17 protein-coding genes and 2 tRNA genes are annotated in these 26067 nt (G+C 64.7%); 10 read left to right on the forward strand and 9 right to left on the reverse strand.

Annotated features, from left to right (window positions below; translation table 11 throughout):
• The first annotated feature begins 80 nt into the window (after positions 1-80).
• The 4 genes from ACU8YE_RS06520 to ACU8YE_RS06535 all read left to right on the forward strand — a co-directional run bounded on the left by ACU8YE_RS06520 (position 81) and on the right by ACU8YE_RS06535 (position 2715).
• A complete protein-coding gene (locus ACU8YE_RS06520; protein ID WP_012762050.1) occupies positions 81-353 on the forward strand; it encodes an HU family DNA-binding protein in 273 nt (90 codons plus the stop codon).
• 67 nt (positions 354-420) lie between these two features.
• Positions 421-496 (forward strand) — tRNA-Val (locus tag ACU8YE_RS06525).
• 44 nt (positions 497-540) lie between these two features.
• Positions 541-617 (forward strand) — tRNA-Asp (locus ACU8YE_RS06530).
• 157 nt (positions 618-774) lie between these two features.
• A complete protein-coding gene (locus ACU8YE_RS06535) occupies positions 775-2715 on the forward strand; it encodes a SurA N-terminal domain-containing protein (RefSeq protein WP_446928356.1) in 1941 nt (646 codons plus the stop codon).
• An 83-nt stretch (positions 2716-2798) separates the two neighbouring features.
• Here ACU8YE_RS06535 and lepB read toward each other — a convergent pair whose 3' ends face one another.
• Together lepB and ACU8YE_RS06545 are read right to left on the reverse strand one after the other, a co-directional pair.
• Complete coding sequence (gene lepB, locus ACU8YE_RS06540) at positions 2799-3491, reverse strand: signal peptidase I (protein ID WP_446928357.1); 693 nt, start codon at positions 3489-3491, stop codon at positions 2799-2801.
• Positions 3492-3575: 84 nt separating this feature from the next.
• Complete coding sequence (locus tag ACU8YE_RS06545) at positions 3576-4184, reverse strand: arylesterase (protein ID WP_446928461.1); 609 nt, start codon at positions 4182-4184, stop codon at positions 3576-3578.
• 73 nt (positions 4185-4257) lie between these two features.
• Here ACU8YE_RS06545 and ACU8YE_RS06550 point away from each other — a divergent pair, with 73 nt between their 5' ends.
• Positions 4258-4968 (forward strand): ABC transporter ATP-binding protein, encoded by a 711-nt coding sequence (locus ACU8YE_RS06550; RefSeq protein WP_260802420.1) that lies wholly within the window; start codon positions 4258-4260, stop codon positions 4966-4968.
• 9 nt (positions 4969-4977) lie between these two features.
• On the opposite strand, the gene pgi is transcribed toward ACU8YE_RS06550, so the two are convergent.
• On the reverse strand, positions 4978-6597 hold the full coding sequence (pgi, locus tag ACU8YE_RS06555) for a glucose-6-phosphate isomerase (protein ID WP_446928358.1): 1620 nt from the start codon (positions 6595-6597) through the stop codon (positions 4978-4980).
• A 72-nt stretch (positions 6598-6669) separates the two neighbouring features.
• The gene (locus ACU8YE_RS06560; RefSeq protein WP_440476580.1) at positions 6670-8265 is read right to left on the reverse strand and encodes an NAD(P)H-hydrate dehydratase; all 1596 of its coding nucleotides are present in this window, start codon (positions 8263-8265) and stop codon (positions 6670-6672) included.
• Between the two features lie 85 nt (positions 8266-8350).
• On the opposite strand from ACU8YE_RS06560, the gene ACU8YE_RS06565 reads away from it, so the two are divergent.
• The 4 genes from ACU8YE_RS06565 to ACU8YE_RS06580 all read left to right on the forward strand — a co-directional run bounded on the left by ACU8YE_RS06565 (position 8351) and on the right by ACU8YE_RS06580 (position 18694).
• Positions 8351-8920, forward strand: coding sequence for a winged helix DNA-binding protein (locus ACU8YE_RS06565; RefSeq protein WP_004626997.1), 570 nt, complete (start codon positions 8351-8353; stop codon positions 8918-8920).
• Between the two features lie 147 nt (positions 8921-9067).
• The gene (purL, locus tag ACU8YE_RS06570) at positions 9068-13174 is read left to right on the forward strand and encodes a phosphoribosylformylglycinamidine synthase (protein WP_446928359.1); all 4107 of its coding nucleotides are present in this window, start codon (positions 9068-9070) and stop codon (positions 13172-13174) included.
• A gap of 302 nt (positions 13175-13476) precedes the next feature.
• Positions 13477-17574: an autotransporter domain-containing protein gene (locus ACU8YE_RS06575; RefSeq protein WP_446928360.1), complete on the forward strand. Its 4098-nt coding sequence runs from the start codon at positions 13477-13479 to the stop codon at positions 17572-17574.
• Positions 17575-17800: 226 nt separating this feature from the next.
• On the forward strand, positions 17801-18694 hold the full coding sequence (locus ACU8YE_RS06580; RefSeq protein ID WP_260802425.1) for a transporter substrate-binding domain-containing protein: 894 nt from the start codon (positions 17801-17803) through the stop codon (positions 18692-18694).
• Positions 18695-18703: 9 nt separating this feature from the next.
• Here the strand turns inward: ACU8YE_RS06580 and ACU8YE_RS06585 are convergent, their stop codons facing one another.
• The gene (locus ACU8YE_RS06585; protein ID WP_446928361.1) at positions 18704-19942 is read right to left on the reverse strand and encodes a serine hydrolase domain-containing protein; all 1239 of its coding nucleotides are present in this window, start codon (positions 19940-19942) and stop codon (positions 18704-18706) included.
• A gap of 69 nt (positions 19943-20011) precedes the next feature.
• Entirely contained in the window at positions 20012-20938 is a 927-nt protein-coding gene (locus ACU8YE_RS06590) for a LysR family transcriptional regulator (protein ID WP_316871243.1), read from the reverse strand.
• Between the two features lie 132 nt (positions 20939-21070).
• Between ACU8YE_RS06590 and ACU8YE_RS06595 the strand changes: the two genes are divergently transcribed.
• Positions 21071-21835 (forward strand): SDR family NAD(P)-dependent oxidoreductase, encoded by a 765-nt coding sequence (locus ACU8YE_RS06595; RefSeq protein WP_446928362.1) that lies wholly within the window; start codon positions 21071-21073, stop codon positions 21833-21835.
• Between the two features lie 896 nt (positions 21836-22731).
• Here ACU8YE_RS06595 and ACU8YE_RS06600 read toward each other — a convergent pair.
• From ACU8YE_RS06600 to ACU8YE_RS06610, 3 genes are all read right to left on the reverse strand, one after another.
• The gene (locus tag ACU8YE_RS06600; RefSeq protein WP_024975612.1) at positions 22732-23568 is read right to left on the reverse strand and encodes an ABC transporter permease; all 837 of its coding nucleotides are present in this window, start codon (positions 23566-23568) and stop codon (positions 22732-22734) included.
• Between the two features lie 16 nt (positions 23569-23584).
• On the reverse strand, positions 23585-24853 hold the full coding sequence (locus tag ACU8YE_RS06605; protein ID WP_316656449.1) for an ABC transporter permease: 1269 nt from the start codon (positions 24851-24853) through the stop codon (positions 23585-23587).
• A gap of 103 nt (positions 24854-24956) precedes the next feature.
• The gene (locus ACU8YE_RS06610) at positions 24957-25997 is read right to left on the reverse strand and encodes an ABC transporter substrate-binding protein (protein WP_012435582.1); all 1041 of its coding nucleotides are present in this window, start codon (positions 25995-25997) and stop codon (positions 24957-24959) included.
• Between the last annotated feature and the right edge of the window lie 70 nt (positions 25998-26067).

A 26067-nucleotide genomic window follows, 5' to 3' on the forward strand; every position in this document is an offset into this window, starting at 1 on the left:
CCCCGTTCTTCGCCTTGACACGTCGATTGACGGCCACTTTAATAAATCCACACTAAGCGGGTGTTCGGGGAGGTGGCACGATGAACAAGACTGATCTCATCGACCATGTGGCGGCACAAACTGACATGTCAAAAGCCGCGGCGGGGCGCGCCATCGACGCGCTGATCGACGGCATCAAAGATGCGTTGTGCGAGGGCGGGTCGGTCACGCTGGTTGGCTTCGGTACGTTTCTCGTCGGCAAGCGATCTTCACGTAATGGACGCAATCCGCGTACGGGTGCAGCCATCACGATCGAAGGCGGCAAGGTTGCGAAATTCAAACCTGGCAAAGCGCTGAAAGATGCGCTAAACTAGCGGGCTTTGGTGCTCGTGAGTGACAACACGGGCGCCGGACAGTCCGGCTCACGCCGGCAGTACGAACGGGTGCTTAGCTCAGTTGGTAGAGCAGCGCCCTTACAAGGCGCGGGTCGGGAGTTCGAGCCTCTCAGCACCCACCATCGTTCGTATTGCCGCTCCAGCGTCGGGTGGTCCGATCCAATCTGGAGCGGTAGTTCAGTCGGTTAGAATACCGGCCTGTCACGCCGGGGGTCGCGGGTTCGAGTCCCGTCCGCTCCGCCAAATCCTGTACAAAGGCCCGATTCGTTCGGGCCTTTGTCTTTTCAGCGGCGAATGCGTTGCGGGTCATGCCTGCACGCTGCGCCGCGATTGTCCGGAATGTCGGCGGCACCTGATAGAATCGCCGGATTTTCCATCTTCCATTCACCTCCGGTCCAGCATGCTTGATTTCGTACGTACGCATCGGCGCTTGATGTTTCTGGTGCTGCTGATTCTGGTGTTCCCTTCGTTCGTGTTCTTCGGCGTGCAGAGCTATTCGAGCTTCATGGACAGCTCGCATGACGCGGCCAAGGTCGACGGCAAGGTCATCTCCACCAACGAAGTCGACGCGCGCGTGCGCGAGCAGACGGAGCGTCTGCGCCAGATGCTTGGTGCGCAATATGATCCGCGCCAGTTCGAAGGTCCGCAGATGCGCCGTGATGTGCTCGACGGCATCATCCAGCAACGCGTGCTGGCCAATGAGGTTGTGCGTGCAAACCTGACCACCTCGAACGAGAAGATTCGCGACACGATCCTGCAGATTCCGGCCGTGGCAGCGCTGCGCAAGCCGGATGGCTCGTTTGATCAGGAAGCCTACGTCCGCTTGCTCGCCGCGCAGAACATGACGCCCGAGCAGTTGGAAGGCAATCTGCGCTTCGAGCTGTCGCAGCAACAGATTCCGCAATCGATCGTATCGTCGGCGTTCGTGCCGAAGTCGCTGGTGGAGCGCCTCATCCAGGTACGTGATCAGCAACGCGAAGTGCAGGCGCTGTTGTTCAAGCCGGCTGACTACGCTGCAAAGGTCAACGCGGACGACAAGGCGATTCAGGCTTATTACGACGCGCACCAGCAGGAGTTCTCCGTGCCGGAGCAGGTCAAGGCCGAGTATGTCGTGTTCTCAGGCGAAGACATGATGAAGCAGATCCCGGTCACGCCTGAGCAGATCAAGGAGTACTACGATCAGAACGCTGCGCGCTTCAAGACGCAGGAAGAACGCCGCGCCGCGCACATCCTGATCAAGCTGCCCGAGAACGCCAAGCCCGCCGACAAGGAAGCCGCCAAGAAGAAGGCTGAAGAAGTGCTTGCCGAGGTGCGCAAGAACCCGGCGAGCTTCGCTGAGCTGGCCAAGAAGTACTCGGGCGATCCGGGTTCGGCTGCACAGGGGGGGGAACTGGGCTTCCTGGGCAAGGGCGCGACCGTGCCGCCGTTCGAGAACGCACTGTTCGCCCTCAAGCAGCCGGGCGACATCAGTGACGTGGTGCAAAGCGATTTCGGTTTCCACATCATTAAGCTGGAAGAAGTGAAGGGCGGCGGCGTGCAGCCGCTGGAAGCCGTCAAGCCGGAGCTTGAGCGCGAACTGCGAACGCAACTCGCCAACAAAAAGTATTCGGAGCTGGCCGATGCGTTCTCCAACACCGTGGAAGATCAGTCAGACAGCCTGAAGCCGGTGGCTGACAAGCTCAAGCTGCAGATCCAGACGGCTGACAACGTGACCCGTACGCCGAGCCCGGCGCAGTCAGGCAGTCCCATCGGCAACGACAAGGTGCTCAAGGCGCTGTTTGCAGACGACGTGATCAAGAATCACCGCAATACGGCCGCCATCCAGGTGGGCCCGACCACGCTCGTTGCCGCGCGTGTCGCCGAGTACCGTCCGGCCACGGTCAAGAAGCTGGCTGACGTGCGTGAGCAGGTCAAAGCCAAGGTGATCGCCGAGCAAGCGGCTGCGCTGGCCAAGAAAGCTGGCGAAGAAAAGCTGGCCGCAGTGAAGCAGAGCAACAACGCCGATGGCTTCAGCGCCGCCCAGACGGTCTCGCGCCAGCAGGCGCAAGGCACGTCGCCTGCTGCACTGACGGCCATCCTGCGTGCTGATGCGACCAAACTGCCGGTCACCATCGGCGTGGACCTTGGTGCCCAGGGCTACGCACTGTATCGCATCAACAAGGTGCTGCCGCCGGCCAACGTGGACGAGGCGCGCCGTGCTGCCGATGCCCAGCAACTGGCTCAGGCCGCCGGTCAGACCGAGTTCAATGCCTACTACGAAGCACTGAAGGCGCGCTCGAAGGTGAAGATCAACAGCAACGTGATTGACGCCAGCAAACCTGCCAATACGGCAGAGGACTGATACGGCGCGCAGAAGGTAGCCTGACGAAAAAGCCCCCTCAACATCGAGGGGGCTTTTTCTTTGCGTACTTTCTTTGGGAGCGACTAGTCCAGCGGCTTGCCGATGCGTCCGAGGCGCGGCATGTACCAGTGGTCCGGATAGAATGAGAGTGCCACGTGGGAAGCGCGGGCGATCAGGTTCTTGCGCGGTACGAGGCCGAAATAACGCGAGTCTCGGCTGTTGTCGCGGTTGTCGCCCAGCATGAGGTAGTGGTCTTGCGGGACGGTGATGGGACCGAAACTGCGCAGGGCACGCACCTCCGGCAACACCATCACGGTGTGCTCTCGGTCGGGTAGCGCTTCGGACCAGAGTTCGTGCGGCAGCGTTGCTGTTGCCTGCAGCAACGTACCGGGTGCGACGTCTGGCAGCGGAGCATAGGCCGTGCGCTGGTGATTGATGTAGAGCGCTTCGCCGCGCATTTCAACGACATCGCCAGGTAGACCAATCAGCCGCTTGACGAGCTTCGTACCATCTTCGGGCGAGGAAAAGACAACGACATCACCACGTTGAGGCTCGCTGCCGCGTTTGAGCCAGACGGTGGTGGCCGGTACGCGCACCCCATAAGCCAACCGGTTCATCAGGATGTAGTCGCCCTCGATGAGGGTGGGGTTCATTGAACCGCTGGGCACGACGGCCCAGTCTGCAATGCAGGCACGGAAGGCAAAGAGCAACGACATGCCAACCAGGAACCGCTTGTTGTCGCGCGCTGCTCGCAGCCCGTTTGCCAGAAGCTTCATGGTGCCCGCCCGTGTGAGATGAGGCCGCGCGCTCCGCTTAAGAATCCGATGTACCTGATGGCGCAAGACGGCGCGGCAAAACCGTCATCTTCGGACCCGGACCTTGAGAAGAGGTTCCAGTTTGGGCCACACGTTATCGAGCATCGTCGGCTGCGCTGCGGCAATGGGGTGGATGCGGTCTTCCTGGAACCAGTCGGGCCGTTGCGCAACGCCTTCGAGCAGGAACGGCACCAGCGGTAGCTTGTACTGCTGCGCCAGCTTGCCGAACATGGCGAAGAAGCGCTCGCTGTAATCCGGGCCGTAGTTGGGCGGAATGCTCATGCCCACCAGCAGCACCTTCGCGCCTGCTGCTTGCGAGGCTTCGATCATTGCCTTCATATTGCCCTCGCTGGAGGCGAGCGAGAGACCGCGCAGTGCATCGTTGCCGCCTAGTTCGAGAATCACGACAGAGGGCTTTTCGCGTGCCAGCACGGCAGGCAGGCGCGAGCGGCCGCCTGCCGTGGTGTCGCCGCTGATGCTTGCATTGGCGACGCTATAATCGGGCTTCCGTTCTTTGAGGCGCTTGTCGAGCAACGCGACCCAGCCTGTGCCTTGCGCAAGGCCGTATCCCGCCGACAGGCTGTCGCCCAGCACCACCACGCGATGCGATGCCGGCGCGCCTTGTGCTGCAGCCGTCTGCGCGAGTGGCAGCATGCCGAACACTGCGCAGCCAAGCGCTGCTACAAGTGACTTCACGCTGCGTCTTCTCCTACCTACCAGTCCAATCATGTCGTCTTCCGCTACCTGGGTGATTGAAGTCGATTCGCTGCACAAGACTGTGCGCGATGCCACCGGTGAGTTGCCTATTCTGAGCGATGTTGCCTTCCGTGTGGAAAGGGGTGAGACATTGGCGATTGTTGGCGCTTCCGGTTCGGGCAAATCGACGCTGCTTGGGTTGCTCGCAGGCCTGGACTTGCCGACGTCGGGTTCGGTCAAGCTGCTGGGCAACGACCTGTTCAAGTTGGATGAGGATGGCCGTGCGGGCGTGCGCGGCAGCCACGTGGGCTTTGTCTTCCAATCCTTTCAACTGCTGCCCCACCTGACGGCACTCGAGAACGTGATGCTGCCGTTGGAGTTGCGTGGCGATGTCGGCACCGCCGAAATGCGCCGTCGCGCCACCGTTCTGCTGGAGCGCGTTGGCCTCGGGGCACGGCTGTCGCACTATCCGAAGACGCTGTCCGGTGGCGAGCAGCAGCGCGTGGCCCTAGCACGCGCGTTCGTGACCGAGCCCGACATTCTCTTCGCCGATGAACCGACGGGCAGTCTCGACACCGCCACGGGCGAGGCCGTGATCGCGCTGATGTTCGAACTCAACCGCAGTGCCGGCTCCACGCTGGTGCTGGTGACGCACGACCGCTCCGTCGCGGCACGTTGCAGCCGCATTCTCACCATCGAAGCCGGGCATCTTGTCGGCGACGAGACCGTCACCGAACTCTGAACGTTTGCGTCAGAGTGCAGCTTTGGCGCGGCGGATCAACGCCGCCGTCGATGCGTCATGCGCCACGGAGGCGGGCGCGCCTTCCAGCTCCGCCTGGATCGGCTTGGCGAGCTTCTTGCCAAGCTCCACGCCCCACTGATCGAACGAGTTGATGTTCCACACCGCGCCCTGCACGAAGGTGCGGTGCTCGGCGCAGGCGATCAACGCGCCGAGTGACGCAGCATCGAGCCGTTCCATGAGGATGGTCGTGCTCGGTCGATTGCCTTCGAACACCATGTGCGGCACGAGTGCTTCGTCGGTGACGCCGCCCGCGCGGACTTCATCGGCGGTGCGGCCGAGCAGCAGTGCCTCGCCCTGCGCGAAGCAATTGGCGAGCAGTTTGGCGTGGTGTCCGGGCAGGCTGCGCACGGGCTCCAGCGTGGTGATGAAATCCACCGGCACGATCTGCGAGCCCTGGTGGATCAACTGGAAATACGCATGCTGTCCATTGGTGCCAGCCGTGCCCCAGACGATGGGGCCGGTGTCGGTATCGATGGCTGCGCCGGTACGCTGGACGGATTTGCCGTTGCTCTCCATCTCCAGCTGTTGCATGAAGTCTGTCAGCAGCTCAAGCGGCGCGCAGTAGGGCACGGTGCAGGCGCTCGGCGCGTCGAAGAAGCCGCGATACCAGACCGACAGCATCCCGAGAATGAGCGGCAGGTTCTCGCGCGGCGCGGCGGTGGCAAAGTGCCGGTCCATCGCACGCGCGCCGTGGAGCATCGCTTCAAACTGCTGCGGCCCGATCGCCAGCACGATCGACAGGCCCACTGCCGACCACAGCGAGAACCGCCCGCCAACCCAATCCCAGAACGTGAACATGTTGTCCGGGTCGATGCCGAACTGCACGACGGCCTCGCGGTTGGTGGACACGGCGACAAAGTGCTGCTTGAGCTGGCTTTCCGCCACGCCATGTTCGATGAACCACCGGCGCATGCTATGCGCGTTGGCCATCGTTTCGAGTGTGGTGAACGTCTTCGAACAGACGATGGCGAGCGTGGTATCCGGATTCAGATGGTCGAGCGTTTCGGCCAAGTCCGTGCCGTCGACATTGGAGACGAAATGCACACGCACCTGCGGCACGGCAAGGTGGTCGAGCGCGCGGCACACCATGCGGGGGCCGAGGTCCGAACCGCCGATGCCGATATTGACGATGTCCGTGATGCGCTGGCCGGAATGGCCCGTCCACGCGCCGCTATGCACGCGGTTGGCGAAGTCGTGCATCTGGGCCCGCACGCGCAGCACTTCGGGCATGACGGGCTCGCCGTCTGCGCGATAGCCGTCTTCCTCTTGCCCGCGCAGGGCCATGTGGAGGACGGAGCGGTGCTCGGTGTTGTTGATCCGGTCGCCGTGCAGCATGGCATCGCGCAGCGTGAGCACGCCAGCCTCGTCGGCCAGTTGCAGCAGCAGGGCGAGCGTCTCAGGGGTGATGCGATTTTTCGAGTAGTCGACCGTCAGACCTGCCGCTTCAAGCGTGAAGGCGCGTACCCGTTCCTCGGCGTCCGGCGCGGCAAACCAGTTGCGCATATGCGTCGCGCGAATCGATTCAGCATGTTGCGTCAGGGACTGCCAGGCGGGTAGGGCTGTGGGCATACGGGCGGGATATGACGTGAAGTTGTGGCGGGAAAACGAATGCGCAGTATAACGGCGCTGTATGACGGCTTTCTATCGGCGAACGTCCGACGCCAGCAGGGCGTTGAGCGCACGTCGTGCCGGTGCGCATAGCTCGCTGGCGTGCAGGCCGATGGGGCCGACGCCCGCTTGGACAAGATCGTCGGCGGCCCGGCCATGCAGCCACACAGCCGCGAGTGCGGCTTCGCGCGCACCCATGCCTTGCGCAAGCAATGCACCGATCATGCCGGTCAGCACATCGCCCGTACCACCCGTTGCGAGCCCGCCGTTGCCGGTTGGATTGATGGCCGGCGAGATGCCTGGTGCAGCGATGAGCGTGCCGGAGCCCTTGAGCACGACTACCGCACCTGTCCGATTGACGAGCGCCTTGGCGGCGGCCAGCCGATCGTGTTGCACGGCGTGTGCATCGGTATGCAACAGGCGCGCAGCTTCCAGCGGATGCGGCGTCAGCACCAGCGGGACACCGCTTCCGGCCAATTGCGTGAGGCGCGTGAGCATGGCCGGCGTTTTCGCAAAGAGGTTGAGTGCATCGGCATCGAAGACGGCCGGCGTGCGCGCAGAGAGCATGCGGTCCAGCAGATGGTCGAGTGCGGCTTCTGACTCCTTGCCGGTGCCCATGCCGGGGCCCACAGCCAGCGCCTGCATGCCACCCAGATCGAGTGCGCCCCAGGTACGCAGCATCAATTCAGGTTGCGCTGGGTCGACCCGTGGCGCATCGGCAGCAAGCGAGACCACGTTCACCTTGCCTGCGCCAAGATAGAGCGCGCCGCGCGCCGACAGCAAGGGCGCTCCGACCATGCCGGCCGCACCGCCCACGATTGCCACAGTGCCGTACGTGCCTTTGTGCCCGGCATGCCGCCGGCGCGGCACGTGCGCGAGCCAGCGTGACGGCGTGTTGACGAACGCCTCCGCTTCAATCACGCCGTCATAAGCGGCCTGCGCGGCTTGCAGGTCGGCCAGCGCGATGTCCCCGGTCGCGTCGCGGCCATCCCCCGTCAGCAAGCCTGGCTTGACCGCCAGAAAGGTGATGGTGGCGCGCGCCTGGATAACGGGCGAATCCGGGGCAGGTGGCTGGCCCGTATCACCGTTCAACCCCGAGGGGATGTCCAGTGCGTATACCGGCAAGCCGCTGGCGTTGATGGTGTCGACCAGCGCCGCATGCAATCCCCTCAGCGGCCGCGCGAGCCCAATACCAAAGAGGCCGTCGACGATGGCTGAGGTGGCAGCCGGCACCGAAGCCGTCGCGTGCAGGCGTTCGATGGGGACATTGGCCGCACAAGCCTCCGTCCAGGCGCGGCGCGCGTCGTCCGGCAGCTTGGCCGGATCTGCGGCAAGCCACACCGTGACGGCGCGCCCAGCCAGATGCAGCACCGTCGCCGCAACGAGCGCGTCGCCGCCGTTGTTGCCTGGGCCGGCAACGAGCAGCACGTGCCCATGTGGCGCACGCGTCTGTAGCCAATCGGCGGCGGCCTCGCCAGCGCGCGCCATCAGAGTGAAAGGTTCGAGGGATCGGTAAGCCGCCGCTTCCAGTGCGCGGATGCCGGCGGTTCCGAAGAGCAGGTCCGCGCCGGTGTGTGCGGCCAGGGCACCGTCGATCAGGATTTCGCGCCAGGTGGGGTGTGAGGACATGGTAACTACGCTTTTATCCATGCAGACATGACGATCTATTCTCTTACAATAGCCCGCGTTTCCGGTCCTTTCCCTGCCCGTTGCAATGTCCAAATCGCCGACCACCCCGAAAGCTGATCTGCCGCAATCCGCAGCCAATGAGGATGCAGGGAAGGGCGGGCCGATCGTGTCTTCGTCACACCTGGTGTCGGCACGCAGCCCAGAGTTGTCGGAGTTCGAGTTTGCGCTCAACACCGCCTACAACGCCTACAACCGCTGGTGCGTGCGCTGCATGGCCGCCGCCGGCGTGCGCGACCTGACCTTCCTTGATGTGCTGGTGGTGCACCACGTCAACCACCGCGGCCGCGCCAAGCGCCTGGCTGACATCTGCTTCGTGCTGAACGTGGAAGACACCCACCTTGTGACGTATTCCCTCAAGAAACTGCAGGGGATGGACCTGGTGGAGGGCACCCGCAACGGCAAGGAAGTCACCTACACCACCACCGAAGCCGGCGAAAAGGCCTGCGCCCGGTACCGAGAGATCCGCGAGCAGTGCCTGACCAGCAATATTTCGCCCAGCGGCGAGGAAAATGCTGAGATTGGCGAGCTGGCGCGCCTGCTGCGGGTGCTGACGGGCCTGTACGAGCAGGCAGCACGGTCCGCCACGTCGCTGTAAAACGGGCGTTTGCAGCCGGTTGCAGCCGAGGCGGCGCCATTTTCGCCCGATTTGAGGGTCGGTAACGAGGGCAGGGCAAGGTACAATAGCGGTTTCCCCGCGCACGCCGGGAACTCCTCCTTCCAGCTACTGCCTGCCTTGCCCACCATGGCGCATTTCTCGTGCTTTCCCGGCGCTCTCGCGCTGTCCGCCTTCCGTCAGCAACGCCTGCTTTCCACCCTCAAGCGCATCGATCCCGATATCGATGCCGTCAGTGCCCAATACCTGCATTTCGTGGCCGCCGACACGCCGCTGTCGGCCGATGAATCCGCACGTGTGCAAGCGCTGCTGACCTACGGGTCGCCCGCCCCTGCCGATGTCGAGGGCGACCGCTTCGTGGTCATTCCGCGCTTTGGCACGATCTCGCCGTGGGCCAGCAAGGCGACGGAAATCGCCCGCCACTGCGCACTGCCGCAAATCCATCGCATCGAGCGCGGCGTGGAATTTACCGTCACGTGCAAAAAGGGCCTCATCCGCAGCCTGACCGGCACTGCCAAGCATCTGGACGACGCCACCCGGGCCGCCGTGGCCGAGCACCTGCACGACCGCATGACCGAGACGGTCATCGACTCGCGCGAAGCCGGCTACGGCCTGTTCGACGTGTTGCCCGCCAAGGCATTGCGCTTTGTCGATATCGCCGGTGGCCAGGATGCTGGTCGTCGTGCCTTGGAAGCCGCCAACGTCGAGATGGGCCTGGCCCTGTCCGATGATGAAATCGACTACCTGGTCGACGCCTACCGCAAGCTCGAACGCAACCCGACCGACGTCGAGCTGATGATGTTCGCGCAGGCCAACAGCGAGCACTGCCGCCACAAGATCTTCAACGCCGACTGGACCATCGACGGCGAGACGCAGGACAAGTCGCTCTTCGCGATGATCCGCAACACCCACCAGCTCGCGCCGCAGGGCACGATCGTCGCGTATTCGGACAACGCCGCCGTGATGGAAGGCGGCATGGCCGAGCGCTGGTTCGCGCACGCAGGCACGGAAGGCGAGACGGGCGTGCCGCAATACGGCCCCCGCGAAGCCCTCACGCACACGCTGATGAAGGTGGAGACGCACAATCACCCGACGGCCATCTCGCCGTTCCCGGGCGCGTCGACGGGGGCGGGCGGTGAAATCCGCGACGAAGGTGCAACCGGCCGCGGCGCCAAGCCCAAGGCCGGCTTGACGGGCTTTACCGTGTCGAACCTGCTGCTGCCGGAAGCCGTGCAGTCGTGGGAAAACGCCCGCGATACCGCGCAGCCCGTGGCACACCGCAACCCGGATGAAGCCGCACCGGGCCCCGTCGGCAAGCCTGACCGCATCGCCTCGCCGCTGCAGATCATGATCGAAGGCCCGATCGGCGGCGCCGCGTTCAACAACGAATTTGGCCGGCCCAACCTGGGCGGCTACTTCCGCGTCTACGAGCAGAACGTCGGCGGCACCGTGCGCGGCTATCACAAGCCGATCATGATTGCCGGCGGCATCGGCAACATCGATGCTGGCCACACGCACAAGCACGGCCTGCCGGCCGGCACGCTGCTGATTCAACTGGGCGGCCCCGGCATGCGCATCGGCATGGGCGGCGGCGCGGCCAGCTCGATGGCCACCGGCACCAATACCGCTGACCTGGATTTCGATTCCGTCCAGCGCGGCAACCCGGAAATGCAGCGCCGGGCGCAGGAAGTCATTAACGCGTGCTGGGCACTGGGCGAAGACAACCCGATCCTGTCGATCCACGACGTGGGCGCGGGCGGCATCTCCAACGCCTTCCCGGAAATCGTCGACGGCGCCGAGAAGGGCGCGCGCTTCGACCTGCGCCAGGTGCATCTGGAAGAGTCCGGCCTGAGCCCGGCTGAAATCTGGTGCAACGAATCGCAAGAGCGCTACACGCTGGCGATTGCCCCCGGCGATTTCCCGCGCTTCCAGGCCATGTGCGAGCGCGAGCGCGCGCCGTTCTCGGTGGTCGGTTTCGCCACGGATGAGCAGCAGCTGCAAGTCGTTGACAGCGACACCGCACCTGACGTCGCCGAGCACTTCCCGGTCAACATGCCGATGGACGTGCTGCTCGGCAAGCCGCCGCGCATGCACCGTGACGTGCGCCGCGTCGCGCAGGAGCTGCCGGAAGTCGATGTCACCGGCTTGGACCTGGAAGTTGTCGCACGCGACGTGCTGCGTCATCCGACCGTTGCCAGCAAGTCATTCCTCATCACGATTGGCGACCGCACCGTTGGCGGCCTGAACACGCGCGACCAGATGGTCGGCCCGTGGCAGGTGCCGGTGGCCGACGTGGCCGTCACCACGCTCGACTACAAGGGCTACGCCGGCGAGGCGATGACGATGGGCGAGCGCACGCCGTTGGCCGTCATCAACGCGCCTGCATCGGGCCGCATGGCCATCGGCGAGTCCATCACCAACATCGCCGCCGCGCCGATCGATTCGCTCACGCAACTCAAGCTGTCGGCCAACTGGATGGCCGCCTGCGGCGTGAACGGTGAAGACGCCCGCCTGTACGACACCGTCAAGGCGGTCGGCATGGAGCTGTGCCCGGCACTGGGCATCAGCATTCCGGTGGGCAAGGATTCGCTGTCGATGCGCACCAAGTGGGAAGACGAAGGCGCAGCGAAGGAAGTGGTTGCGCCGGTGTCGCTGATCGTCTCGGCGTTTGCCCCGGTGACGGACGTGCGCAAGACGCTCACGCCGCAGCTCAAGCAAGTCGAATCGGCCAACGCGCCGGCCGACACCACGCTGATCCTGATCGACTTGGGCCGCGGCAAGAACCGTATGGGCGGCAGCATCCTGGCGCAAGTCACCGAGCAGATCGGCAACAGCGTGCCCGACGTGGACGACGCCGAAGACCTCAAGCGCTTCTTCGCCGCCATCCAGCAATTGAACGCAAGCGGCTCGCTGCTGGCGTATCACGACCGCTCCGACGGCGGCCTGTGGGCGACCGTCTGCGAAATGGCCTTCGCCGGACACTGCGGCGTGTCGATCAACGTCGACATGCTCACGCTCGACGGCACGCATGAATCCGACTACGGCGACGCCAAGAACTGGGCGCAGCAAGTCTCCGGCCGCCGCGCGGACCTCACCTTGCGTGCGCTGTTCTCCGAAGAACTCGGTGCTGTCATCCAGGTACCGCTGGCCCAGCGCGACGCTGTGTTCGCGGTGCTGCGCGAGCACGGCCTGGCCGGCTGCAGCCACGTGATCGGCGCCCCCAACGCCAACGACCACATCGAAATCTGGCGCGACGCCAAGAAGGTGTTCAGCGCGTCGCGCATCGAGCTGCAACGCACCTGGACGGACGTCTCCTGGCGCATCGCCAGCCTGCGCGACAACCCCGAGTGCACGCAGAGCGAATACGACCGCATCCTCGACGCCGAAGACCCGGGCATCTCGCCCAAGCTCACGTTTGATATTGCGGAAGACGTGGCCGCGCCGTTCATCGCCACGGGCGCCCGCCCGCGCATGGCGATCCTGCGTGAGCAGGGCGTGAACTCGCAGATCGAAATGGCCTACGCGATGGACAAGGCCGGCTTCGACACCTACGACGTCCACATGAGCGACCTGCTGGCCGGCCGCACGAACCTCGCCAGCTTCAAGGGCTTCGTCGCCTGCGGCGGTTTCAGCTACGGCGATGTGCTTGGCGCGGGCGAAGGCTGGGCGAAGACGATCCTCTTCAACAGCATGCTCGCCGAGCAGTTCGCGGCCTTCTTCAACCGCGCCGATTCGATCGCGCTGGGTGTGTGCAACGGCTGCCAGATGATGGCGAACCTCGCCCCGATCATCCCGGGTGCCGGCGCATGGCCGAAGTTCACGCGCAACCAGTCGGAGCAGTACGAAGGCCGCCTGGTGACCGTGCAGGTCGAAGCATCCCCGTCGATTTTCTACGCGGGCATGGAAGGCAGCCGCATCCCCATCGTCGTCGCGCACGGCGAGGGTTATGCCGACTTCTCGCAGCAAGGCGACATCGGCAAGGTCGCCGTTGGCCTGCGCTACGTCGATAACCGCGGCGAAGTCACGCAGACGTACCCGCTGAACCCGAACGGCTCGCCGCAGGGCATTGCTTCGGTGACGACGCATGACGGCCGTTTCACCGCCCTGATGCCGCATCCGGAACGCGTGTTCCGCGCCGTGCAGATGAGCTGGCATCCGAAGGAGTGGGAAGCCGCTGGCGACGGCAGCAGCCCGTGGATGCGGATGTTCCGCAACGCTCGGAAGTGGATGGCGTAAGCAGTCCGCTGCGCAGCAAAATGAAAAACGCGCCGGGGCGACTCGGTGCGTTTTTTTTTTCGCCCTCCGTTGATGCGACAAGCCCCCAGCCGTAAAGCAACCCTGACCGACAGCCCGGGCAATATTTCCTAGGCAAGTGTTATATTTCGCGCGCATGCGCCCGGGCCTATGAGCCGAAAACGCAATACCCGCAGCCGGCGCGCCAGAGAACGACAACACAAAAAAACGGGTCACCCGCGCCACGGTCCTGCCTCTCAACGATCAGCGCCCGACCCATGGGTCAATACAACGAGGGGATCGACATGAACCGGGTCTATCGGCTGGTCTGGAGCCGCAGCTTGCGTGCTCCGCAAGTGGTGTCCGAATGTACAAAGGCGTCGCACGGGGGCGTTGACGCTGGCAACGACACGACCCATGCGCGGCGGCGAGCATCCATCGTTTCAATCAGCGTATCGCTTGGGCTGGCTGGTGCGGCGCTCCCAGGCTGGGCCGCGACCTGCTTGCCCAGCACCATCGCGAACTGCAGCGCGGCCGGCGGCGCCGGCATCCCGAACCGCAGCGGCAATGGGGGCAGCGGCAACGGCGGTGGCGGCGGTTCGTCCGGCCTGGGCAACGGTGGCGCAACGGTGCAGATTCCTGGCGGTGCAACGTCGGGCGGGACCGGCGGCACCGGGGCCCTGAACGAATTTGGGCAAAACGGCCCCGGCGGAGCGCCGGCAGTGGTGCTCGCTGGCGATGCGGTGGTCAATACGAACGTACAGGGCGGGTCGGGCCAAGCGTTCGACGGATTCAATTTCGCTGGCGGCGCCGGTGGCGGGGGCGCCGGCGTGTACTCCACGGGCACCAGCCTCACGGTCAACAACGGGATGACCGTGCAGGGCGGCGCCGGCGGAAATGGCGGTGCCGGCACATCGGGGCCGGCCTCCAACGGCGGCGGTGGCGGCGGTGGCGGCGCTGCCTTGGTGATGGTGACGCCGGCTGCCGACGTGAACAACCAAGGCACGCTGGTCGGGGGTAATGGCGGTAACGGAGGGGGCGGCGGAAACCCGGGCGGCGGCGGTGGCGGCGGCGATGGGCTGCTGACCTTGGGTTCCGGCACTCAGGTGACCAACATTGGGACGATCGTGGGCGGTGTAGGCGGCGCTGCCGGTGGCGGCGGCAGCACGGCTGGTGCCAGTGGCGCGGGCGTCAATCTGGCTGCCGGGTTCAACGTGCTCACCAACGTCGGCACGATTACCGGCGGTGCGGGCAACGGCGGTGCCGCGGGCGTGGGTGTCATTGCCAATGGCGCGGTCATCGTCAATGGCGGCACCATCAGCGGCGGGCTGTTCAGCGACGGCGTGACGCGTGCGGCAGCCATCCAGTTCAACGGGACGAACAACACGCTGCAACTCGTTACGGGTTCCAACATCGTCGGCAACCTCGATGTGGCAGCGGGGGCGGCGGCCAAGATCACGGCCGGCAGTGCAGGGCTCTCGCTGTCCAATAACGTCACGCTGGGCGACGCTACGTCCCGCGTCACGCTCGATTCGACCACGACGAACCTCGTGGTGTCAGGCGTCATATCGGGTGCGGGCAGCGTGGGTGTCACCGGCAGTCGAACGATCACGCTGACGGGCGACAACACCTACACGGGCGCGACCACCATCACCACCGGCACGCTGCAGATCGGCAACGGCGGCACCACGGGCTCGGTGGCGGGCAATATCGTCAACAACGGCACACTGGCCTTCAACCGCGGCGATGCGATGACGTACGCCGGCACCATCAGCGGCACGGGCAATCTGGTGCAGGCAGGGTCTGGCACGCTGACGATCTCGGGCACGGCGGGCTATGCCGGCAGTACCACCATCAACGCCGGCACGCTCGCGTTGTCGGGCGCCGGCAGCATTGCCGCCTCCAGCGGCGTGGTGAACAACGGCACCTTCGATATCTCTGGGACGACTTCGGGCGCCACCATCAACGCATTGACGGGCACAGGCGCTGTCGCCCTGGGTGGCCAGACCCTTACGCTGGCCAACGCAGCCGGCACGTTCAGCGGCGTCATCGGCGGCGCAGGCGGGCTCACTGTGGCGGGTGGCACGCAAACGCTGTCGAGCACAAACGTCTTTACCGGCGCAACCACCATCAACGCGGGCACGCTCGCGCTGTCGGGTGCAGGCAGCATTGCGACCTCCGGCGGGGTGGTCAACAACGGCACGTTTGATATTTCTGGGACGACCTCCGGCGCCACCATCAACACCCTGACAGGTACGGGCACCGTCGCGCTGGGTGGCCAGACGCTGAAGCTGGCCAATGCAACCGGCACATTCAGCGGCGCGATCGGCGGTACGGGCGGCCTCACTGTCAGCGGTGGCACGCAAACGCTGTCGGGCGCGAACGGCTTTACCGGCGCAACCACCATCAACGCCGGCACGCTCGCGTTGTCGGGCGCCGGCAGCATTGCGGCGTCCTCGGGAGTGGTCAACAACGGCACGTTCGATATCTCCGGGACGACCTCCGGCGCCACCATCAACGCGCTGACAGGCTCGGGCGTGGTGGCTCTGGGCAGCCGGACGCTCAACTTGGCGAATGCCTCCGGCACGTTCAGCGGCGCCATCGGTGGTACGGGCGGCCTCACGCTGGATGGCGGCACGCAAACGCTGTCCGGCGTGAACACCTATGGCGGGGCAACGACCATCAACGCCGGCACGCTGGCGTTGACGGGCGCCGGCCGCCTGGCTTCGGCTACGAGCGTCACGCTCACGGGAGCCAGTTCGACACTCGATCTGTCCGCAGGGGCCAACCAGACGGTCACGCATCTCTCCGGCGTCGCCGGCAGCCGCGTGGTGCTGAACGGCAGTGCGCTGACGCTGGCTGACGACTCGTCCCAAACCTTCACCGGCAGCCTGAGCGGCAATGGGTCGTTGATCAAGCAGGGCACGGGCACGCTCACGCTCAACGGTGTCAGCAGCGGCTTCTCGGGGTCGACCACGGTAGCGGGGGGCACCCTGGCGGTTGGCGACGCGGCAAACGCCAGTGCGGTGCTGGGCGGCAATGTCCTGGTGAACGCGCTGGGCACGCTGCGCGGCCACGGCACGGTTTCGGGCGATATCAGCAGCAGCGGGGTGGTCGCGCCGGGCGGCTCCATCGGCACGCTCTCGGTGGGCGGAAATTACACGCAAGCGTCGGGCGGCACGCTCTCCATCGAAGTCAGCCCGACGGACGCCTCGCAACTGCGTGTGGGTGGTGCTGCGGCGCTTGGCGGGTCGCTTGCCATCGTGTTCGATCCGGGCACCTATACCGCTCGTCGCTATACCGTGCTGAGCGCTGGCAGCGGCGTGACCGGCCGCTTCGCCAACGTCAGCACGGCAACGGCAGGCGCCAGCCTCGGTACGCTGCAGACCTCGGTGGACTACGGAACGAATGCGGTCGATCTGCTGCTCGCAGAAGCAACCGCGCCCGGCACCCCGGGCAGCCCGACCGTGGTCGCACCCACGAAGACTTCCATCTACACGGCGCTTGGCACGACGGCGCTGCTGCAGGCGCAGGGCGCTAACGCCGCACTGCTCGGCCGGGTGTCCGGGCCGCAAGACGCGCTGGGCGGCTCCAACAACGTATGGGCTACGGCCAGCGGCTCCAGCACGAAGGTGGGCGGCACAGGCAACGCGCCGGGCTTCCTCACGCATGCCTACGGGTTCCTCGCAGGAGCGGAGGGCCGCATGGGCGCAGCCACCGTGGGCGCTGCGGGCGGCTACACGCACACCACGCTCGGCGAAGACACCACCGGCGCATCGGGCGCCATCGACACGCTGCGTGTGGCGCTTTACGGGGCGCAGCCGACGGGTGCCGTCAACCTGTCGGCCACCGTCGGCTACGGGCTTGATTTCTTCTCGCAGAAGCGGCCGTTCGGCAGCGTGGGTACGGCCGAAGGCGACCATCTCGCGCACGAATTCACGGCCGCCACGCAGGCCAGCTTGCCCATGGAGATGGGCGGCATTCGGCTCGCGCCGCACGTGGGGCTGCGTTATGCCTATGTGCGCGGCAGCGGCTTCGGCGAGAACGGTGCCAACGGCCAGAACCTGCAAGTCGGCCCGGACAGCGCGCGCAGTTTCCAGCCGTATGTGGGCGTCACGCTCGACAAGGCCTTCGGCGAGGTGCGGCCGGTCAACGTGCAGCTTCGCCTGGGCTATGCGCACGAGCTGATGAACGCCGGCCGCGTCGTCCAGGTGCAGAGCCAGGATGGCACCGTGTTCGCGGCCCCGGGCACCGATCTGCCTCGTTCGTTCTTGACGACGGGGGCCAGCGTCACGCTCCAGGCAGCCAAGGCAACCACGGTGTCCTTGGGCGTGGATGCCACCATCAATACGAGCCACGTGTCTGCGCAGTCCGCGTACGTGCGGGTCAACCACAAGTTCTGACGGAGCAGGGCGTGCCGATGCGCACGCTCAGGCGATGACGAACAACGCGCCGGGGCAACTCGGCGCGTTTTTTCTTTTGCGCGCTGAGCCAGGCGTGTCGGGCATGTTGACTTGCATCAACGGCAAGAACGGCATGGCGTCTAGATTTCCGTAGAGGGGCTGTAGCGGCCACAAACCAACAGAGTCAGCGAGCTACAGAGCGCGGGACGCATCCACGGAGACGCACATGAACACGATACGCACACTCGCTTCCACGCTCGTCGTGGCGGGCCTAACGGTAACTGCGCAGGGCATCCACGCGCAGACGCTGGAAAAGATCGCTGCGGCAGACAAGATCACGGTGGGTTATCGCGAAGCGGCGGTTCCGTTCAGCTACTTGCTGGCCCCGAACAAGGCGGTCGGGTTTTCCGTCGATCTGACTCAAGCCATCGTCGACGATGTGCGCGCCCGGTTGAAGAAGCCGTCTTTGCAGGTCGACGCGATTCCCGTCACCGGCACGAACCGCATTCCGTTGCTCGTCAACGGCACCTACGACCTCGAATGCGGATCGACCACCAACACCAGCGCGCGCGGCAAGGAGGTGGCTTTCTCAATCAACTTCTTCTACGCAGGAACGCGCCTGCTGACCAAGCGCGATTCGGGCATCAAGAACTACACGGACCTGGCCGGCAAGACCGTCGCCAGCACAGCCGGCAGCACGAACGAAAAGGTGCTGAAGAAATTTGCCGTCGACCACAACATCGACGTCCAGATCATCTCCGGCAAGGACTATGCAGACGGGCTGAAGCTGGTCGAAACTGGCCGTGCATCGGCATTGGCGCTCGACGACGTGCTGCTGTATGGCCTGCGCGCCAACTCCGCGAATCCGGCGGCGCTCGAAGTCGTGGCAGAAACCCTGCAGGTCGAGCCGTATGCCTGCATGGTCCGCAAGGACGACCCCGTCTTCAAGCGGCTCGTCGATGCCACCATCAAACGCCTGATGAAATCCGGCGAGTTCACCGCGCTGTACAAGAAGTGGTTCGAGTCGCCCATCCCGCCGGCCGGGGCAAACCTCGACATGCCGATGAGCGATGCGCTGCGCGCCAATCTGAAAAAGCGCAGCGATAAGCCGGCGCTCTGAGCGCACTCGCTATCGACCAAACTGTTCGACGACACCACGCCACAACGCCTCCCGCTCAGCGCCCAGGTGCGCGCCGCTCGCATCGCCGGCCGCGTCCTGGCCCACTGCAAGATGGACCATCGTGAGCCTGGATTGCGGGTCCACGTAGATTGCCTGTCCATGGATGCCGAGCAGCACGAACCGCCGCGCTTGTCCCGGCAGGAGCCACACCTGGAAGCCGTACCCGTAGTAGCGGCTGCCGTGATACGTCATCTGCCCCGGGCGAAACGCATCAGGCTGGCGCGATGCGTCGGTCATGTCGAGCAGGAACTCACGCGGCACGAGTTGGCGGCCTTGCACCACGCCATCGTTGGCGAGCATGGACCCGAGGCGCGCGTAGTCCCGCGCCGTCGCATTGAAGCCGCCTTGTGCAAACGCCGATCCGTCGGATTGGCGCACGAGGTAGGTCGCCTTGGCTTCTGCCCCCATCGGCTTCCATAGCTTGTCGTCAACGAAGTCGCACAGGCTGCGGTGCGTGGCCGCCTGCAGCACCAGCGCCAACACTTCGGTTTGCGCGCCCGCGTAGTTGAAACGCGTGCCCGGCGCGTCGGCGCGCTCGTTGACCTGGGCCGCTGCCGCGAGCACGCCTTGCTTCGCTGCCGTCTTGAGAAAGCGCGCCCGGTCGTCGGTCGGGGTGTAGTCCTCGACGTACTTCGCACCGGAGGCCATGCGCAGCAGATCGACGATGCGCGTTCCACCGTACAGCGTGCCCGCCAGCTCCGGCACGTATTGGTCCACACGGTCATCCAGCGAGTGCAGGCTTCCATCCTCCAGCGCCTTGCCGATGGCCAGTGCAACCAGCGTCTTGGCCATCGAGTTGGACAGCATGCGCATGTCTTGCGTGCGGTCGTAGCCGTAATGCTCGGCCAGGATCACGCCGTCCTGAACGATCAGCACAGCGGTCGCGCGCTGATGCTCCATGTAGTCGGCCAGCGTGTACTCGCGATTGCGGAAGCGATACCGGACATCCGCCTCCTTTTCTGAAGTTTTGAGCTGCACCGGTTTGTCGGCCGGCGCCAGGTCGCAAGACGGCGAGATGCGGTCCATTCCGCTGAAGGCCCCCACGATGTACTGCGCCTCGTGGATGCGTGCCGCGCTTGGGGCAAGCGGATAGCCTTGCGCCTTGCCGAGCCGATCTTCATCGGGCGAGGCGATGGCGACGCTGCAAGCGAGCAACGCGCACATCGCACAGTGTTGGAGAGCGTTCATTGGCTGGGTCGGGGTGAGGTTGCTGACTGCGGCAAGCCGTGAGACTACACCGGCCGCAAGGCAGAGCGACTACGCATTCGTGCCGAGCGGTTCCAGATACGGCCCCAGCAACTCGCTCATCCAGTTCATGAAGACCTGCACCCGAACCGGCAGGTTTCGCCGGTTCGGATACACCAGCGACACCGGCATCGGCGGCGGCCGGAAATCAGGCATGACGTCGATGAGCGTGCCGTCCGCAATCGCCGACGACAGCCCCGCGTACACCGGCGCCTGGATCATCCCCAGCCCCGCGCGGCACGCAGCGTCGTAGCTCTCGGCCGAGCTGACGGTCACCGCGCCTTTCATCGACCGGAAGGCCGAGCGGCCATCGATCGTGTATTCCCACCCCGGCGACTTCGTCCCCAGCGTCTGCACGTAATGGACGACGCGATGGTGGTCGAGATCATCGAGCGTTTTCGGCATGCCATAGCGCGCGATGTAACTGGGGCTCGCGCAGTTGACCTGATGCAACTGGCCGAGCGGGCGCGCAATCAGGCTGCTGTCGGTGAGGGTGCCGATGCGCAGTACGCAGTCGAAGCCTTCGCGTACCGGGTCCACGCGGCGGTCGGTGCTGGACAGTTCGATTTCCAGCTCGGGATGCGCGTCGAGCAGCGCGGGCAGGGCGGGGATGACGATGCGGCGCGCGACGCCCACCGGCATGTCAACGCGCAACCGGCCGCGCAGCGCTTGCGGGCTCTGGCGGAACATCGTCTGCAGCTCGTCCATGTCGGCTAGCAGGTCCTGGCAGCGCTCGTAGAACGTCTGGCCGTCCTGCGTGAGCTGCACCTTGCGGGTGGTCCGGTGCAGCAGGCGCGTGCCGAGCATCGTTTCCAGCTGCTGCACCGCCACCGAGGCGGCCGGCTTGGGAATGCTCAAGGCTTCGGCCGCACGCGTGAAGCTGGCAAGTTCAGCCACGCGCACAAAGATCTGCATGGCTTCGAGTCGGTTGGTGGACATGGCGGGGTGGGCTGATTGTTATCTGTGGGCAAACACAGCGATAGGATAAGCGAGATTTATTCTTTGTTTGTCGCCCAATACCATGCTCTCACGGTGTTCGACACCCATCCCAAACACAACCGGAGAGCAAACATGACGCAGACCCATACCCCCATCGCCATCGTCACCGGCGGCAGCCGCGGCCTTGGCAAGAACATGGTGCAGAAGCTCGCGCAGCGCGGCACCGACGTGATCTTCACCTACCGCAGCAACCGCGCTGAAGCCGACGCCCTTGTCGCTGAACTGACTGCGCTGGGCCGCCGCGCCGCCGCCTTGCAACTCGACGCGGGCAAGATCGCCACGTTCCCCGCCTTTGCCGAGGCCGTGCGCGGCGTGCTGGCGCAGTGGAAGGCCGAGCGCTTCGATTACCTCGTCAACAACGCCGGCGTTGGCGTGCATGCCGCCGTGGCCGAAACCACCGAAGCCCAGTTCGACGAACTGATGAACGTGCATTTCAAGGGCGTGTTCTTCCTCACGCAGATCCTGCTGCCGCTCATGGCGGACGGCGGGCGCATCGTGAATATCTCGTCGGGGCTGGCGCGCTTTGCGCTGCCGGGCTACGGCGCGTATGCGGCAATGAAGGGCGCCGTGGAGGTGCTGACGCGCTATCTGGCGAAGGAACTTGGCTCGCGCAGCATTGCCGTGAACGTGGTCGCGCCGGGCGCCATCGAGACAGACTTTGGCGGCGGTGCCGTGCGCGACAACGCGAGCCTCAATGCGATGGTGGCATCCAATACAGCGCTGGGGCGCGCTGGTGTGCCGGACGACATCGGCGGCGTGGTGGCCTCGTTGCTGTCGCCGGACAACCGGTGGATCAATGCGCAGCGCATCGAGGCATCGGGCGGGATGTTCCTGTAAGCAGGGCAGAGCCGCGCGCATGGGGTTCAGAACGCCAACTGTGGGGTTCTGGACTTCATGTATCGGGTTCGGAACGCCATTCGGTGGGGTTCAGAACTTCATGTGAGGCGTTTTGAACCTCATATGCCGGCGTTCTGAACCTCATTTGTCGAGTTCGGAACCCCGTGCGGCGGGTTTTGAACCTCATGCGTGGAGTTCTGGACCCCATGCATGGGGTTCGGGAACGGCATGCGTCGAGTTATTAGCTCCGTGTGTTGGGTTCAGAACTGGAAACGTGGCGGCTTGGTGCTTGGCGCGGCGGCGCATCTCTTGTTTCACCCCCTGCCGGGGGCGACTCACTTTCTTTGTCTTGCCAAAGAAAGTAAGCAAAGAAAGGCGCGCCCGAGATGGCGACTTCCCCTTGGATTTCTGTAACCGGGCGGAGACGGGGAAAACTCGCTGCGCTCAGACAGTTCCCCGTCTTTTTTCCGCCCGCTTACAGAAATCCAAGGCGCCATCAAGGGCAGGAACGTCAACGGCCACACCGACGGTGTGCTGGCCTAGATGGCACTTATTTTTGCTGTTGTTGCTCGCTTTACTTCGCGTTGTGTTGGTGGTTCCTGCTGCACGGGTGATCGATGGTTTGGCCTTTGACTTTCCTGCCCTATGCGGCGCCTTGAATTTCTGTTGCAAGGAGGAAAAAGGAAGGGAAACTGTCTGAGCGAAGCGAGTTTTTTCCCTTCCCCTCCTTGCGACATAAATTCAAGGAGGGGTTCGCCGCATCGGGCGCGCCTTTCTTTGCTTACTTTCTTTGGCAAGACAAAGAAAGTGAGTCAGCCCCGGCAGGGGATGAAACAAGGGATGGACCACAAGAAACAATCCAAACCAAAAGCCCAAACAACCAAAACCAAAAACCCTTACGCCACCGCCTTGGCCGCAGCCCGCCCCCGCAACCACTCAAACGTCAGCAGCAGCCCCGTCGAGAACACAATCAGAATCGTCGCCAGCGCTGCAATCGTCGGCGAGATGTTCTCGCGGATGCCCGTGAACATCTGGCGCGGCAGCGTGACCTGATCCGCTCCCGCCAGGAAGAGCGTCACCACCACCTCATCGAACGACGTGGCAAACGCAAACAGCGCGCCGGAAATCACGCCCGGTGCGATGACGGGCAGGGTAATGCGGAAGAACGTCATGACCGGGTTGGCACCCAGCGACAGGCTCGCCCGCACGAGGTTGTGATTGAAGCCCTGCAGCGTCGCCAGCACCGTCGTCACCACAAACGGCACGCCCAGCGCCGCATGCGCGAGGATCAGCCCGATATACGTATTGGCCAGGCCCAGCGGCGCGAAGAACAGGTACATGCCCACGCCGACCACCACCACGGGCACGATCATCGGCGACACCAGCACCGCCATCAGCAGGCCCTTGCCTCGGAAGTCGGCCTTGTTCAGCCCGATGGCGGCCAGCGTGCCGAGCACCGTTGCGACGATCGTGGCGGCGGGGGCGACGATGAAGCTGTTCTTGGCCGCCATGCGCCATTCGTCAGACGTGACGAGGTTCTGGTACCAGCGCAGCGAATAGCTCGGAATCGGATACGAAAGGAACGTGCTCGACGAGAACGACAGCGGCACGATCACCAGCACCGGCAGCACAAGGTACAGCAGCGTCAGCACGGCCAGGCCGCGCAGCGAGAAGTACCAGATGCGCTCGATGAGCGAGGTGTGCGGGGCGAACATCGGTTTGGCGAGTTTCATTGTCGATGGGCTCCGTTCAACCAACGCGGACCTTGGGCCGCGTGAAGCGTCCATACACGGCGTACAGCACCAGCGTTGCCAGCAATAGCAGCGCACCCAGCGCGCACGCCATGCCCCAGTTGATCGTGACGTTGGTGAAGTAGGCCACGTAGTAGCTGACCATCTGGTCGTTCGGCCCGCCCAGCAGCGCGGGGGTGATGTAGTAGCCGAGCGCCAGGATGAACACCAGCAGCGCGCCGGCGCCGATGCCCGGATACGTCTGCGGTACATACACGCGCCAGAACGCGGCAAACGGATGGCTGCCCAGCGACACGGCCGCGCGCTGGTACGTGGGCGGGATCGACTTCATCACGCTGTACAGCGGCAGGATCATGAACGGCAGCAGGATGTGCGTCATCGAGATGTACACGCCCACGCGGTTGAACAGCAGCGCCAGCGGCTCCTTGATGATGCCGAGGTCCATCAGCCCGTGGTTGATCAGGCCTTCGGTCTGCAGCAGCACGATCCACGCCGCCACGCGCACGAGGATGGACGTCCAGAATGGGATCAGCACCATCACCATGACGAGGTTGGCGCGGCGCTCCGGCAGTGAGGCAATCCAGTACGAGAGCGGATAGCCGAGCAGCAGGGCGAACAGCGTCACCATCGCGCTGATGACGAAGGTGCGGATGAACACTGTCACGTAGATCTGCTCGTCGGGGTCGGTCGCTTCGATATGGCCGAAGGCATCTTGCCGGTGGTCCAGCGCGGCCAGCAGATAGAACGGCGACGTGCGGCTGCTGTTCTTGGCGATGGCCTGCCAGTAGGTGACATCGCCCCAGCGCTCGTCGAGTTCGAGGAGCTTGGCGCGGGTCTGGCCGGGCGTGAGCGTCAGTGCCTTGCCCTGGTCATCGGCCAGCGGCATGGCGCGCGCGGTCTTGGCAACCAGCGAGCGGAAGCCCGGGATTTCAGTGTTGAGGCGGCGGGCCAGTGCGCCCATCGCTTCGCCTTCGCTCACGATGGTGAGGTCTGCGGCGAGCGCGGCGTAGGCGGCGTCGGCCGGCGGGCTCTTGCGGTCCCAGTCCTTCAGGGCGATGACCGTCTTGGGCAGCGCGTCGGCCACCTCGGGGTTCTGCACGGCGCGCGTGAGCAGGGCGCCGATCGGCACGACAAAGATCAGCAGCAGGAAGATGGCGAGCGGCGCCACCAGCGCCAGGGCCATGGCACGCCTGCGCGCCTCAGCGCTCTTCAATTCGCGTTTGAGTTTGGCCGTCGAATCAGGAACCGATTCAGCCGCGATCGTCATGGTGTTCAATGCTGCCTCGCCATCGCTACGGGAATTCGTCCGCGCGGTTGCCTTGCCAAGCCGGCAGGGCACCGCGCGGTCACTGCGTTACACCGCTATGCGGTTACTTCGATGCCCACGAGGCGAAGCGCTGTTCCAGCTCGTCGCCGTGGTCGGTCCAGAACTGCAGGTTCTGCAGCACGGCGTTCTTGGCGTTCTCTGGGGAGTTCGGCATGTTCGCCTGCGTCTTTGCGTCGAGCGCCTTGATGGCCGCTACGTTGGCCGGGCCGTAGGCGATGTGCTTGGCGTACTCCTGCTGCGGCTTTTGCGAGAGCGTGTAGGCGATGTACTGCTCGGCCAGCGCCTTGTTCGGCGTGCCCTTGGGGATGGCCCAGTAGTCCAGGTCGTAGATGCTGCCGTTCCAGACCACCTTCAGGTTCTTGCCTTCGCGCTGGGCTGCGTCGATGCGGCCGTTGAAGGCGGTGGACATCACCACGTCACCCGCCACCAGGAATTGCGGCGGCTGCGCACCGGCTTCCCACCACTGGATGTTCGGCTTGAGCTGGTCGAGCTTCTTGAACGCGCGGTTCTGGCCGTCCTTGGTGGCCAGCACCTTGTACACGTCCTTGACGGGCACGCCGTCGGCCATCAGCGCGAACTCGAGGTTGCCGCGTGCACCCTTGCGCATGCCGCGCTTGCCCGGGAATTTCTTCACGTCCCAGAAATCGGCCCAGCCGGTCGGGGCGGTCTTGAGCTTGTCGGCGTTGTACGCCATCGCGGTCGACCACACGAAGAAGCCCACGCCGCAGGTGCTCGGCGACTCGGGGATCAGATCGCTCTTCTTCGCGATCTTGCTCCAGTCGAGCTTCTCGAACAGGCCTTCATCGCAGCCGCGGCCGATGTCACCCGATTCCACTTCCACCACGTCCCAGTTGACGTGCTTGGCTTCGACCATGGCCTTGATCTTGGCCTGCTCGCCGTTGTACTCGACCACGGTGACCTTGTTGCCGGTCTGCGCCTCGAACGGCTTGTTGAAGGCCGCCTTCTGCGCGTCGCCATTGGCGCCGCCGAAGTTGACGACGGTGATTTCCGCTGCGTGCGCGCCGAATGCAATGGCGAACGCACCGGCAAGCACGGACAGACGCGTCTTTGTGATGTGTTTCATTCCTGGCTCCTCTTATTGGCGTGTGGGTACAACGTGTGGTCGTGGCATGCGGGCAGGGTTGCCCGCGTGC

The organism is Ralstonia sp. VS2407 (assembly GCF_052950655.1).